The organism is Streptomyces kaniharaensis (assembly GCF_009569385.1).
In the GTDB taxonomy this organism is placed as follows: domain Bacteria; phylum Actinomycetota; class Actinomycetes; order Streptomycetales; family Streptomycetaceae; genus Kitasatospora; species Kitasatospora kaniharaensis.
On sequence record NZ_WBOF01000001.1, the window covers coordinates 3,496,387 to 3,508,992 of the forward strand.

The following is a 12,606-nucleotide window of genomic DNA, read 5'->3' on the forward strand; positions in this document are numbered from 1 at the left end:
GCTGAACGGAGATATCTTGATGTCGAGATACCTGTGAGGTGTGCCATGACCACCCCCGTCTGGGACCCGGCCCAGTACCTGCGCTTCGCCGACGAACGGACCCGCCCGCTGCGCGATCTGCTCGCCCGCGTCCCCGCCCTGCCGCACGAGCCCGCCGCGACGATCCTCGACATCGGCTGCGGCCCCGGCAACTCCACCGCCGTCCTGCGCGAACGCTGGCAGCAGGCCCGGATCACCGGCATCGACAACTCCGCCCCCATGCTCGCCACCGCCCGCGCCGAAGGCGAACCCACCGCCGACTACCTCCTCGCCGACGCCCGCGACTACGACCCGGCCCCCGCCCAGCCGGACCTGATCGTCTCCAACGCGACCCTCCAGTGGGTCGACGGTCACATCGAGCTGATCCCGCGCTGGGCCGCTGCGCTCGGGCCCGGCGGGGCCGTCGCCTTCCAAGTGCCCGGCAACTTCGGCTCGCCCAGCCACACCCTGCTCGCCGAGCTCCGCCGCAGCCCCCGCTGGCGTGACGCCCTCGGCGACGACACCACTCGCGCCGGCGTCCACGAGCCCGGGCGGTACCTCGACGCCCTCGTCGGGGCCGGCTGCAGCCCCGACGTCTGGGAGACCACCTACAGCACCCTGCTCCCCGGCCCCGATCCCGTCCTGGAGTGGGTCAAGGGCACCGCCCTGCGGCCCGTCCTCACCTGGCTCACCGACCCGGCGCAGCGGGCCGCCTTCCTCGCCGAGTACGGGACGCTCCTGCGCGAGGCCTACCCCGCCGGACCGCACGGCACGGTCTTCCCGTTCCGGCGGATCTTCGCGGTCGGCGTCAAGCGGTAGCCGGGCTCAGGACAAGCGAAGGCCCGGGACGACCGGGCTCAGGACAAACTGGCCCAGGGCGAGCGACAGCCGGGGTCAGGGCCTGGTCAGGCCTTGCGTTCGCCGACCAGGTTCGGGTGCCGCTCCAGGCCCTCGAGCCCGTGCCAGGCCAGATTCACCAGATGCGCCGCGACCTGCGCCTTGTCCGGCTTGCGGACCTCCAGCCACCACTGCCCGGTCAGCGCCACCATCCCGACCAGCATCTGCGAGTACATCGGGGCCAGCCGCGCGTCGAAGCCGCGGGCCTTGAACTCCAGGCCCAGGATGTCCTCCACCTGCGTCGCGATGTCGCTGATCAGCGACGCGAAGGTGCCGGTCGACTGGGCCACCGGCGAGTCCCGCACCAGGATCCGGAAGCCGTCCGTCGAGGTGTCGATGTAGTCCATCAGCGCGAAGGCGGCCTGCTCCAGCAGCTCGCGCGAGTGCCCGCCGGTCAGCGCCCCGGTGACCATGTCCAGCAGCAACTGCATCTCGCGGTCCACCACCACCGCGTACAGCCCCTCCTTGCCCCCGAAGTGCTCGTACACCACCGGCTTCGACACCCCGGCCCGCTCGGCGATCTCCTCCACCGACGTGCCGTCGTAGCCGCGCTCCGCGAACACCGTTCGACCGATCTCCAGCAGCTGCTCCCGCCGCTGCTTGCCGGTCATCCGCACCCGCCCCCCACGGCGGCGGGGCGCCGACGCGACCTCACCGTCCGGCGCCGCCCCGCCCGCCGGGGCGGCGGCACGCGGACGGGCCTGCGCCGCATCGGGCGCCGCGTCCGTCCGCATGCCGTGATGACCGCCTGTGCTGTCTGCGCTGCTCCCGTTCACCCCTCCATCATGCTGGAAGCGCGCCTTCATGCGGCGCGGCGGGCGGCGATCCGCCGTGCGTCCGGCCAGCGGACGTCCCGGACCCAGCCGGCCAGCTCGAACCAGCGGATCAGGCGCGCCGAGGAGTCGATCTGCCCCTGCAGGACACCGTGCCGGGCCGAGGTCGGGTCTGCGTGGTGCAGGTTGTGCCAGGACTCGCCGCAGGAGAGCACGGCCAGCCACCAGACGTTGCCCGAACGGTCCCGGGAGCGGAACGGGCGGCGGCCCACCGCGTGGCAGATCGAGTTGATCGACCAGGTGACGTGGTGCAGCAGCGCCACCCGGACCAGCGAGCCCCAGAAGAAGGCGGACAGCGCGCCCTGCCAGGACAGCGTCACCAGGCCGCCGACCAGCGGGGGCAGCAGCAGCGAGAGCGTCGTCCAGAGCCAGAACAGCCGGGAGATCCGCCGCATGGCCGGGTCGTTGACCAGGTCCGGCGCGTACTTGAGCTGCGGGGTCTGCTCCTCGTCGAACATCCAGCCCATGTGCGCCCACCACAGGCCCTTGAGCAGCGCCGGGAGGCTCTCCCCGTAGCGCCACGGCGAGTGCGGGTCGCCCTCCTTGTCACTGAACCTGTGGTGCTTGCGGTGGTCGGCCACCCAGCGCACCAGCGGGCCCTCGACGGCCAGGCTGCCGGCGACGGCGAGGGCGACGCGCATCGGGCGGTCGGCCTTGAAGGCGCCGTGGGTGAAGTAGCGGTGGTAGCCGACGGTGATGCCGTGGCAGGTGAGGAAGTACATGGCGGTGGTGATCGCCACGTCCGTCCACCCCAGGCTCCACCCCCAGGCCACCGGCACGGCGGCCACCAGCGCGGCGAACGGCACGGCGATGAACAGCGCGAGCGCGATCCGCTCGGCGGCGCCCTGCTTCTCCCCGCCGCGGGTCGCGGACACCCGGCTGGGGGCGAGGTCGGGGGTGTCGATCGACGGCGCGGTGGACCCGGCGCGCGCCTCGCCGGCCTGGATGGTCATGGGCGGTCCCTTGTGCGGCGTCCCTGTGCGGGATCGCGGAGGAGCGGAGGTTACGGTGCCGTAACCTACGGCATCGTAAGTTGCGTTTCGCGGCAAAGGGAACACACCGCTGCGCGGCGGTTGAGTGAATTCACCCGACTGGATGGATGAACCCCCGGCCCGGCCGGTGAGGAGTCGTGAGTGCCGATTCCCGCCCGGGCACCGGGGGCACTGGTCGGCCATGGAGGTAGATGTGGGGCCGTCGACCCCGTAGTCTTGCCCCAGCGCGCCTCCGGGACACCGAGGGCCGGCGCGCCGGTCCCGGATCGTCTAAGGGCAGGACAGCTGGTTTTGGTCCAGCTTATGGGGGTTCGAATCCTCCTCCGGGAGCACTCTGAACGGCCACTGCCCGGTGCGCGGCGGGCCGGGGGGCTGCATTTCGGCGATCTGCCCCGCACTATCCTCGAACTGCCAGGGCACGCGTGCGGATCCTCGCCCCTGGCCGTTCTGCCCTCTCTGTGAACCGACCGAGGAGCCTCCCCGCATGGGTGCCAATTCGCTTGCCGCCGTTGTCGTGCTTGCCGCCGGTGGCGGGACTCGGATGAAGTCGAACAAGCTGCCCAAGGTGCTGCACGAGGTGTGCGGCCGGTCGCTGGTCGGGCACGCGGTGGCGGCGGCGCAGGAACTGACGCCGGGGCACCTGGTCGTCGTGGTCGGGCACCAGCGGGAGCAGGTCGAGGAGCACTTGGCGGCGTACTACCCGGCGGCGCGGCCGGTGGTGCAGCACGAGCAGAACGGCACCGGGCACGCGGTGCGCACGGCGCTGGAGACGCTGGCCGCCGACGGGGTCCAGCTGGACGGCACCGTGATCATCACCGCCGGGGACTCGCCGCTGCTCACCGGCGAGACGCTGCGCCACCTCGCGAAGGCGCACGCGGAGCAGGACAACGGGGTCACCGTGCTGACCGCCGTCGTGCCGGTGCCGACCGGGTACGGCCGGATCCTGCGCGACGAGGACGGCTCGGTCGCCGCGATCGTCGAGGAGAAGGACGCCACCGACACCCAGCGGGCCATCGCCGAGATCAACTCCGGGGTCTTCGCCTTCGACGCGAAGCTGCTGGCCGAGGCGCTGTCCGAGCTCACCACGGACAACTCGCAGGGCGAGGAGTACCTGACCGACACCCTGGCGATCCTGCGCGCATCCGGCCACCGGGTGGGCGCCGTGGTCGCGGAGGACCACCGGGACATCCTCGGCATCAACGACCGGGTGCAGCTCGCACAGGCCCGCCGGCTGCTCAACGACCGCCTGCTGGAGCGCGCGATGCGCGACGGCGTCACCGTGGTTGACCCGGCGACCACCTGGATGGACGTGCAGGTGACGTACGAGGCGGACGCCGTCGTGCTGCCGAACACCCAGCTGCAGGGCGCCACCCACCTGGGCGAGGGCTGCCAGGTCGGCCCGAACTCGACGCTCAGGGACACCTCGGTCGGAGCCGGCGCGGTTGTGAGCAACACCACGGCGGACCGCGCCGAGGTGGGCGAGCTGGCCACCGCCGGCCCGTACGCCTACCTGCGGCCGGGGGCGAAGCTGGCCCGCAAGGCGAAGGTCGGCACCTACGTCGAGGTGAAGAACTCCGAGCTGGGCGAGGGCGCGAAGGTGCCGCACCTGTCGTACATCGGCGACGCCACCATCGGCGAGGGCACCAACGTCGGCGCGGCCTCGGTCACGGTGAACTACGACGGCGTGAACAAGCACCGCACGGTGATCGGCGCGCACTGCCGCACCGGCTCGGACAACATGTTCATCGCCCCGGTCACGGTCGGCGACGGCGCCTACACCGCGGCCGGCTCGGTGATCACCTCCGACGTCCCGCCGGGCGCGCTCGGCGTGAGCCGGGCGCAGCAGCGCAACATCGAGGGCTGGGTGGAGCGCAAGCGACCGGGCACCGCGTCCGCGAAGGCCGCTGAGGCCGCGACGGGCGGGGCCGCGGAGGTCTGACGGGACGGGCGGGCGTCCGAGGGGCGGTCCCGGGGCGGACGGTTTCTGCGCGGGCGCGTAACCTTGGGGACATACGTGCGCCACCGGGCTCGCCGCCCGTGTCCCGGCGTACCGACATTTCCCCGACCCCTCCTTGCGTGCGGGCTGCGCCTGCCTGCGTGGGGTGGCGGGTTCAGCGTCCGCAAACGCGAGGAGACGGTGCAGTGAACGGGATCACGACGTCGGGTGAGAAGAAGCTGAAGCTCTTCTCCGGCCGTGCCCACCCGGAGCTGGCGAGGGAGGTGGCCGAGGCGCTGGGGACGGAGATCGTCCCGACCAAGGCCCTCGACTTCGCGAACGGCGAGATCTACGTCCGCTTCCTGGAGTCGGCTCGCGGCGCGGACTGCTTCGTGATGCAGAGCCACACGGCTCCCATCAACCAGTGGATCATGGAGCAGCTGATCATGATCGATGCTCTGAAGCGGGCCTCCGCGAAGAGCATCACCGCGATCCTGCCGTTCTACGGGTACGCCCGCCAGGACAAGAAGCACCTGGGCCGCGAGCCGATCTCGGCCCGCCTGATCGCCGACCTGCTGCGCCAGGCGGGTGCCGACCGCCTGATGGCCGTGGACCTGCACACCGCGCAGATCCAGGGCTTCTTCGACGGCCCGGTGGACCACCTGTTCGCGCTGCCGCTGCTGGCCGACTACGTCGGCGAGCGGGTGGACCGCTCCAAGCTGACGATCGTGTCGCCGGACGCCGGCCGCGTGAAGGTGGCCGACCAGTGGTGCGACCGCCTGGACGCCCCGCTGGCGATCATCCACAAGCGCCGTGACATCACCCAGGCCAACACGATCCTGTCGGCCGAGGTCGTCGGTGACGTCAAGGACCGGGTCTGCGTCCTGGTCGACGACATGATCGACACCGCCGGCACGATCTGCGCCGCGGCCGACGCGCTGTTCGAGAACGGCGCGGCGGACGTCCTGGTGGCGGCCACCCACGGCGTGCTCTCGGGCCCGGCCGCGGACCGCCTCAAGAACTCCCGGGTGAGCGAGTTCGTGTTCACCAACACGCTGCCGACCCCGGCTCAGCTGCAGCTGGACAAGATCACCACGCTGTCGATCGCCCCGTCGATCGCGGCCGCGATCCGCGAGGTGTTCGAGCAGGGTTCGGTCACGAGCCTCTTCGAGGGCGTGCACTGACGGGCGTGCACTGACGAAGGCCCGCGCAGGCGGCCCCGGTCCCTCGCGGGCCGGGGCCGCCGCCGATTTCGCGGGAGGCCGCCGATGCGGTTAGACTCGTGAAACTGCTCGGCGAGGGATGCCGTGTGCCCGCTCGACGGGTGCCCGCTCCGTGATCGACGCGCTGCCGGTGCCGGACTTCCGGGTGTCGGCAGAGGTCGTTGCCGCCGAGTGACCCCCAACGTACTGAGGGTGTGGTCCCGGCGGTTTTTCGCGTTGCCTGCACCCCCGCGCCAGTCTTCACGAGGAGTGCAGTCGTGTCCGAGATCCGCCTTGCTGCTGAGACCCGTACCGAGTTCGGCAAGGGTGCCGCCCGCCGCGCCCGCCGTGCCGGTTTCGTCCCCGGTGTCGTCTACGGCCACGGCCACGCCCCGGTTCACCTGAACCTGCCCGGCCACGACCTGATGATGGCCCTGAAGACCCCGAACGCCCTGCTGGTCGTGCCGATCGAGGGCAAGGACGAGTACGTGCTGCCGAAGGCCGTCCAGCGCGAGGCCATCAAGCGCACCATCGAGCACGTCGACCTGCTGCTGGTCAAGCGCGGCGAGAAGGTCACCGTCGAGGTTCCGGTCCACACCGAGGGCGAGCTGGCCCCGGGCGGCAACCTGCTGGAGCACGTCCTGCAGGCCCTGCCGATCGAGGCCGAGGCCACCCACCTGCCCGAGGCCGTCACCGTCTCGGTCGAGGGCCTGGAGGCCGGTGCCTCGATCCACGCCAAGGACATCACCCTGCCGAACGGTGTCGCCCTGGCCGTCGAGGCCGACGCCGTCGTGCTGCAGGTCATCGCCGCCCAGGCCGCCCCGGCCGAGGAGGAGGCCACCGAGGCCGAGGGCGCCGAGGCCTGAGCCTCGCACGCCTGACTGCTTTGACCGCTGCCCCGGTCGCTCCCGTGCTGGAGCGGCCGGGGCAGCGGCGTGTCCGGGAAGATGACGATGAGCGCGAGTGCGAGGAGTAGAGGCATGGCCGAGGACGCGTACGACGGCCCGTGGCTGGTGGTCGGGCTGGGCAACCCGGGTGAGCAGTACGCCCGGAACCGGCACAACATCGGGTTCATGGTGGTGGACCTGCTGGCGCAGCGGATCGGCGCCCGGTTCAAGGCCCACAAGAGCCGGGCACAGGTGGCCGAGGGACGGCTGGCGGGCCGGCGGGTCGTGCTGGCCAAGCCGATGTCGTTCATGAACCTGTCGGGCGGGCCGGTGACCGCGCTGCGCGACTTCTACAAGGTGCCGGCGTCCGCGGTCGTGGCGGTCCACGACGAGCTGGACATCGACTACGCGACCCTGCGGCTGAAGCTCGGCGGTGGGGACAACGGCCACAACGGCCTGAAGTCGATCACCAAGTCGCTGGGCCCGGACTACCACCGGATCCGCTGCGGGATCGGCCGCCCGCCGGGCCGGATGGAGGTCGCGGACTTCGTCCTGAAGGACTTCTCCGGCACCGAGCGCAAGGAGCTGGACTGGTTCGTGGACCGCTCGGCGGACGCGGTGGAGGCGCTGCTGTCCGAGGGCCTGGAGCGGGCCCAGGGGACGTACAACTCCTGACGGCTCCCGTCCGCTCCTGAGCGACCGTCAAGGCGGCGCGCCGGTACGCAACAGTCGTACAACGCTTGGCGCTCCAAACCTGAATTGGTGTGAGAACCCTGTGCGGGATCGGATAGCGTCGGCCCGTAGCGCGAACGGGTTCTGGGGAGTTCTCGATGCGGAGATTGCGTCCGGTCCGCCGACTTCGGCGGCTCCGGGTGGTACGGCTGCGACAGCTCGGACGACGAGTGGGCACGGCCGGTGCGCTGGGGGCGGCGGGGATGCTGCTGTCCGGCGGCGGGGTGGCACACGCCGACACGGTGGCGGAGCCCGAGCCGGGGGCGACCCCGGAGCCGGCGGCGGCGCAGTTCGCGCCGGCGCTGGGTGATTCGGTCGGCCCTGACGCCGGGCTGCTGGCGGTCGGCGGCGGCTTGGTCGTGGTGGCCGGTGGCGCCGCCCTGTGGCTGAAGCGCCACCGCGCGGGCGAGCCCGCGGAGTAGGAACACACGGCTCGGGGCCGGGGTCCACGGAAAGTGGGCGCCGGCCCCTTCGTCGTCCTGTCATCCGTTTTCGGCGCCTCGGGCGTCCTGGGGGTATGAAGCGCGAAACGAAGCGTCCGGGGGACGCAGCGGGCGATCCGTTCGACGAGTTCGTCTCGGCGCGGTACCAGGCCCTGCTGCGCGGCGCCTTCCTGATCACCGGCGACGTGCACGACGCCACGGACCTCCTGCACGACGCCCTGGCCCGCGTGTACGCGAAACGCGCGGCGATCCGGGACCCGGGGGCGACCGAGGGGTACGTCCGCCGGACGATGATCCGCACCCACGTCTCACGGTGGCGCCGGACCAGGCGCGAGGTGCTGACCGCCGCACTGCCGGACGGCCCGGCGGCCCAGGAGGCCGAGCGGGACGAGCAGTTGGCGGCCGCGCTGGGTGCGCTGCCGCGCCGGCAGCGGGCGGCGGTGGTGCTGCGCTACTACCTCGATCTGCCGGTCGCGCAGGTGGCGGAGGAGCTCGGCTGCTCGGTGCCGACGGCGAAGACGCACCTGGCGCGGGGGATCAGGGCGCTTCGACAGGAACTGGAACCCGTGGAGGAGTTGGTGGGTCGTGAGCGCTGAGGACAGGTTCGAGGAGGAGCTGATCGTCCGGCTCGGGGCGAGGGCCGAGACGGTCGGCGGCAGCCCGCCACTGGCCGCGCTGCGGGAGGCGGGGCGGCGGCGGGCTCGGCGGCAGGGGGCGGTGCGGGGGGTGACGGCGGTCGCGGTGCTGGCGGTCGGCGCGGGGGCGCTGACGCAGCTGGGCGGCGGTGGCGGGGCGCAGCGGGTGGTGGGGGCGCCGACGGGCGGGGCGGGCGAGGGAGCCGGGGACTGGCGGGCGGCGGGGCCGGTGTACGCGTGCACGGCGGGGCCGAGCTCGTTGCGGACACCGGGGTGGACGGGCCCGCCGCCGACGCCGGGTTCGCCGTCGTCGGGCTCGTCGTCGTCCGGCCCGCCCTCGGGGCTGCCGTCGTCGAGTGTGCCCTCGTCGGGGCCGCCGTTCACGGGTGTGCCGTCCACGGGGGTGCCCTCGTCGGCGCTGACGATCACGCCGTGGGGGTCGCCGACCGGTGGGACGAGGCAGTTGCCGCTGGCGTCCGGCTCGGCGGGCGCCCAGCCGGTGGCGGGGTTCCCCCGGGATCCGGACCTCTTCCAGGCCGCCCGCGCCGTCGCCGAGCTGGCCGTCGGCAGGTACCGGGACCAGTACTTCGGCGCCTGCAGCGACGAGGCCACCCGCACGCTCTACGTGATGCGCAAGCCCGGTACGGACTTCGACCGGGTCGCGCGGGAGCGGGTGTTCTCGCCGAACGTCCGGCTCGACTTCCGGGACGCCGTCGGCACCCGGGCCGAACTGTCCGCGCTGGCCAAGCGGATCGCCGACGAAGGCGTGACGTACTGGAAGGACCGGGGCGTGGCCATCGTCGGGACCAGGGTCGGCAACGACGGTGCCGGCGTGCGGGTGGACGTCGCGCAGCCGGCCGAGAACGTCCGGGCGGAGATCACCGCCCGGTACGGCCCGCAGGTCGTCGAGGTCGTCCGGTCCCGGTGACCGCACCGGCCCGGGGCCGACGACGAAGGGGCCGGTGTCCGACGGGGGTGGACACCGGCCCCTTCAACGTGCCTGCCGTCAGCCGGTGTTGCGCAGGCCGGCGGCGATGCCGTTGACGGTGAGCAGCAGCGCGCGGGCGCGCAGCGGGTCCTCGTGCCGGCCGGCCGCGACCTCCTCGCGCTGGCGGCGCAGCAGCGCGACCTGGAGGTAGGAGATCGGGTCGAGGTAGGCGTCGCGGACGGTGAACGTCTGCTTCAGCACCGGGTTGTGCTCCAGCAGTTCGCTCTCGCCGGTGAGCCGGAGCACCTCGCGCAGGGTGAGGTCGTGCTCGGCGACGATCTGGTCGAAGACGTGGTGCAGTTCGGCGGGCACCAGCTGCTCGACGTAGTGGCGGGCGATCCGCAGGTCGGTCTTGGCCAGCGTCATGGCGACGTTGGACAGGAAGTTGCGGAAGAAGTGCCACTGCCCGTACATCTCGTCCAGCACGTCGCCGAGGCCGGCCGCACGGGCGGCGGCGAGGCCGGAGCCGACGCCGTACCAGCCGGGGACGATCTGGCGGGACTGGGTCCAGCCGAACACCCACGGGATGGCCCGCAGGCCGTCCAGGCCGGCGCCGGAGTCGGGGCGGCGGGAGGGGCGGGAGCCCAGGTGCAGCGAGGCGAGCTGGTCGACCGGGGTGGCGGCGAAGAAGTACTTCGGCAGGTCGTCCTGCTCGACCAGGGCGCGGTAGGCGGTGTGCGCGGCCTCGGAGACCCGGTCCATCGCGGCGTCCCAGCGCGCCAGTTCCTCGGGGGCCTGGCGCGGCGAGGTGTGCAGCGCGGAGGCGGCGAGGGTGGCGGAGAGGGTCAGTTCGAGGTTCTCCCGGGCGAGGGAGGGGAGCAGGTACTTGTCGGAGATGACCTCGCCCTGCTCGGTGACCTTGATCTCGCCCTCCAGGGTGCCCCAGGGCTGGGCCGTGATGGCCTCGTGGGAGGGACCGCCGCCGCGGCCGACGGTGCCGCCGCGGCCGTGGAAGAGGCGCAGCCGGATGCCGTAGCGGTGGGCGACGTCGCGCAGCCGGCGCTGGGCGCGGTGGATCTCCCACTGGGAGGTGGTGATGCCGCCGAACTTGGAGGAGTCGGAGTAGCCGAGCATGACCTCCTGAATGTCGCCGCGCAGCGAGACGAGCAGGCGGTAGGAGGGGTCGGAGAGCATCTCGTCGAGGATGCGGTCGGCCTTCTGGAGCTCCTCGGTGGTCTCCAGCAGCGGCACGATGCCGATCTTGGCGATGCCGCCGTGCAGGTCGATCAGACCGGCCTCGCGGGCGAGGACGGTGGCGGCGAAGACGTCGTCGGCGCCCTGGCACATGGAGATGATGTAGCTCTCGACGATCTCGTCGCCGAAGCGCTCGAAGCCCTCCCGGATGGTGTTGAACACGCCGAGGGTCTTGGTGCCGGCGGCGTCCAGCGGGGCCGGGGTGGGGGCGAGCGGGCGGCGCGAGCGGAGTTCCTTGGCGAGCAGCTTCTGCCGGTACTCGCGGGGCATGTCGGCGTAGCGCCAGGCCTCCTCGCCGAGGCGGTCGAAGAGCTGGCCGAGGGCGTGGTGGTGGGCCTCGGCGTGCTCGCGGACGTCCATGGTGGCGAGCTGGAGGCCGAAGGCCTCGATGGTGCGGATGGCGCGGGCGAGGCGGCCGTCGGCGATGAGTTCGCCGCGGTGGGCGCGCAGGGAATCCTGGATGAGCCGCAGGTCGGCGACGAGTTCGCGGGTGCCGAGGTAGTCGCGGCCCTCGACGTGCGGGGTGCCGCCGGCCAGGCGTTCGCGGGTGTTCTCCAGCTTGAGCCGGATGCAGGTGGCCTTGAGGCGGTAGGGCTCCTCGGCGTTCATCCGCTTGTAGCGCGGGCTGAGTTCGGGGAGCAGGTGCAGGTCGGTGTTGAGCGAGGCGAGCAGCTCGACCGAGGCGCCGGCCAGGCGCTCGGAGGTGGAGAGGGTGCCCCGGAGCTCGTCGACGGCGTCGAGGGCGTCCTTGATGCCGTACTCGTGCTGGAGGTTGAGGACGTCCCAGGTGACCTGCGGGGTGACGTTGGGGTTGCCGTCGCGGTCGCCGCCGATCCAGGTGCCGAAGGTGAGCGGGCGGACGCCGTCGGGCAGGCTGAGGCCGACCCGGGCGAGCTCCTCGTGCAGCTCCTCCAGGACCTCGGGGACGGCCTCGCGGTAGAGCTCGTCCAGGTAGTAGACGGCGTTGCGGGCCTCGTCGGTGGGCTCGGGGCGGGCGATGCGCAGTTCGTCGGTCTGCCAGAGCAGGTCGATGACCTCGGCGAGGCGGCGGTCGGCCGAGCGCCTGGCGCTGCTGGTGCGGGCCGGGTCGGCGGCGGCGAGGCCGGAGGTGAGCTCCTCGCGGTGGATGCGGTCGAGGAGTTCGCCGATCCGGCGGAGCTTGTTGAGGACGCTGCGGCGGGCGGCCTCGGTGGGGTGGGCGGTGAAGACCGGACGGACCGCCAGGTGGGCCAGGGTGTCCTGGAGGTGCTTGGGGTCGGCGTCGGCGAGTTGGTCGGCGGTCTGGGCGAGCAGCGAGCCCTGCCGGGTGCGGCGGGTGGCGAACTCGCGGCCGCGGTGCACCTGCTCGGTGACGTTGGCGAGGTGGAAGTAGGTGGAGAAGGCGCGGACGAGCTTGGCGGCCGTCTCCAGGTCGATGTCGGAGAGCAGTTCGGCGGTGGCCTCGCCGTCGGTGCGGCTGAGCAGGCGGACCTGTTCGACCAGACCCAGCAGCTGGGGGCCCTCCTGGCGGACCAGCGTCTCGCCGAGCAGGTCGCCGAGGCGGCGGATGTCCGCGCGCAGGGCCGCGTTGTCTGCGTCTGGGCCGGCGGCGGCGACGGAGGTTGGGCTGTCCGCCGGGTTGGGGACCGGAGCGGTCACGGCTGGCTCCCTGTGGTGGTGGGGTTCGGCAACGGCTCATCGTCACAGGTCCGCCCGCGTGTGGCGGGTGTGACGCGTGCGGACCGCGCTGTCCGACGCGACCAGCATAGGTGTCGGGGAGGTCGCTGTCCGCGAGGTGGCCGGATGGCGGACAGGATCACCCTGGGCCGTCCAGTGGTCTGGACCACCAGGGGGTCGGGGAAGCGTCAGG

The 12,606-nt window shown here is 72.5% G+C and carries 11 protein-coding genes and 1 tRNA gene; 9 read left to right on the forward strand and 3 right to left on the reverse strand.

Features of this window, described 5'->3' with window-relative positions; genetic code table 11:
* Window positions 1–45: 45 nt before the first annotated feature.
* Entirely contained in the window at window positions 46–837 is a 792-nt protein-coding gene (locus tag F7Q99_RS16030; RefSeq protein WP_153462183.1) for a methyltransferase domain-containing protein, read from the forward strand.
* An 86-nt stretch (window positions 838–923) separates the two neighbouring features.
* Here the strand turns inward: F7Q99_RS16030 and F7Q99_RS16035 are convergent, their stop codons facing one another.
* Both F7Q99_RS16035 and F7Q99_RS16040 read right to left on the reverse strand, forming a co-directional pair.
* Window positions 924–1,526: a TetR/AcrR family transcriptional regulator gene (locus F7Q99_RS16035; RefSeq protein ID WP_153466247.1), complete on the reverse strand. Its 603-nt coding sequence runs from the start codon at window positions 1,524–1,526 to the stop codon at window positions 924–926.
* 191 nt (window positions 1,527–1,717) lie between these two features.
* On the reverse strand, window positions 1,718–2,701 hold the full coding sequence (locus tag F7Q99_RS16040; RefSeq protein WP_153462185.1) for an acyl-CoA desaturase: 984 nt from the start codon (window positions 2,699–2,701) through the stop codon (window positions 1,718–1,720).
* 298 nt (window positions 2,702–2,999) lie between these two features.
* Here F7Q99_RS16040 and F7Q99_RS16045 point away from each other — a divergent pair.
* From F7Q99_RS16045 to F7Q99_RS16080, 8 genes are all read left to right on the forward strand, one after another.
* Window positions 3,000–3,070: transfer RNA gene (locus F7Q99_RS16045), tRNA-Gln, on the forward strand.
* 154 nt (window positions 3,071–3,224) lie between these two features.
* Window positions 3,225–4,679, forward strand: a complete 1,455-nt coding sequence (gene glmU / locus F7Q99_RS16050; protein WP_153462187.1) for a bifunctional UDP-N-acetylglucosamine diphosphorylase/glucosamine-1-phosphate N-acetyltransferase GlmU — start codon at window positions 3,225–3,227, stop codon at window positions 4,677–4,679.
* A 203-nt stretch (window positions 4,680–4,882) separates the two neighbouring features.
* Complete coding sequence (locus F7Q99_RS16055) at window positions 4,883–5,860, forward strand: ribose-phosphate diphosphokinase (protein WP_326846723.1); 978 nt, start codon at window positions 4,883–4,885, stop codon at window positions 5,858–5,860.
* Between the two features lie 296 nt (window positions 5,861–6,156).
* Window positions 6,157–6,744, forward strand: coding sequence for a 50S ribosomal protein L25/general stress protein Ctc (locus F7Q99_RS16060; RefSeq protein ID WP_326846724.1), 588 nt, complete (start codon window positions 6,157–6,159; stop codon window positions 6,742–6,744).
* A 114-nt stretch (window positions 6,745–6,858) separates the two neighbouring features.
* Window positions 6,859–7,440 carry an aminoacyl-tRNA hydrolase gene (gene pth / locus F7Q99_RS16065; protein ID WP_153462191.1) on the forward strand — a complete coding sequence of 194 codons (582 nt, stop codon included), beginning with the start codon at window positions 6,859–6,861 and terminating at the stop codon, window positions 7,438–7,440.
* Between the two features lie 155 nt (window positions 7,441–7,595).
* The gene (locus F7Q99_RS16070; RefSeq protein ID WP_153462193.1) at window positions 7,596–7,919 is read left to right on the forward strand and encodes a hypothetical protein; all 324 of its coding nucleotides are present in this window, start codon (window positions 7,596–7,598) and stop codon (window positions 7,917–7,919) included.
* A 95-nt stretch (window positions 7,920–8,014) separates the two neighbouring features.
* Window positions 8,015–8,536 (forward strand): SigE family RNA polymerase sigma factor, encoded by a 522-nt coding sequence (locus tag F7Q99_RS16075; protein WP_153462195.1) that lies wholly within the window; start codon window positions 8,015–8,017, stop codon window positions 8,534–8,536.
* Window positions 8,526–9,503, forward strand: a complete 978-nt coding sequence (locus F7Q99_RS16080) for a hypothetical protein (RefSeq protein ID WP_153462197.1) — start codon at window positions 8,526–8,528, stop codon at window positions 9,501–9,503. The genes F7Q99_RS16075 and F7Q99_RS16080 overlap by 11 nt, the downstream gene beginning before the upstream one ends.
* Window positions 9,504–9,581: 78 nt before the next feature.
* Here F7Q99_RS16080 and ppc read toward each other — a convergent pair whose 3' ends face one another.
* Complete coding sequence (ppc, locus tag F7Q99_RS16085) at window positions 9,582–12,395, reverse strand: phosphoenolpyruvate carboxylase (protein ID WP_407697790.1); 2,814 nt, start codon at window positions 12,393–12,395, stop codon at window positions 9,582–9,584.
* Window positions 12,396–12,606: the final 211 nt, after the last annotated feature.

Excerpts from the sequence above, each read along its gene's own strand:
- F7Q99_RS16035 (WP_153466247.1), bottom strand. The coding sequence starts at position 1,526 with ATGACCGGCAAGCAGCGGCGGGAGCAGCTGCTGGAGATCGGTCGAACG.
- pth (WP_153462191.1), top strand. The coding sequence starts at position 6,859 with ATGGCCGAGGACGCGTACGACGGCCCGTGGCTGGTGGTCGGGCTGGGC.
- F7Q99_RS16030 (WP_153462183.1), top strand. The coding sequence starts at position 46 with ATGACCACCCCCGTCTGGGACCCGGCCCAGTACCTGCGCTTCGCCGAC.
- F7Q99_RS16040 (WP_153462185.1), bottom strand. The coding sequence starts at position 2,701 with ATGACCATCCAGGCCGGCGAGGCGCGCGCCGGGTCCACCGCGCCGTCG.
- F7Q99_RS16075 (WP_153462195.1), top strand. The coding sequence starts at position 8,015 with ATGAAGCGCGAAACGAAGCGTCCGGGGGACGCAGCGGGCGATCCGTTC.
- F7Q99_RS16070 (WP_153462193.1), top strand. The coding sequence starts at position 7,596 with ATGCGGAGATTGCGTCCGGTCCGCCGACTTCGGCGGCTCCGGGTGGTA.
- glmU (WP_153462187.1), top strand. The coding sequence starts at position 3,225 with ATGGGTGCCAATTCGCTTGCCGCCGTTGTCGTGCTTGCCGCCGGTGGC.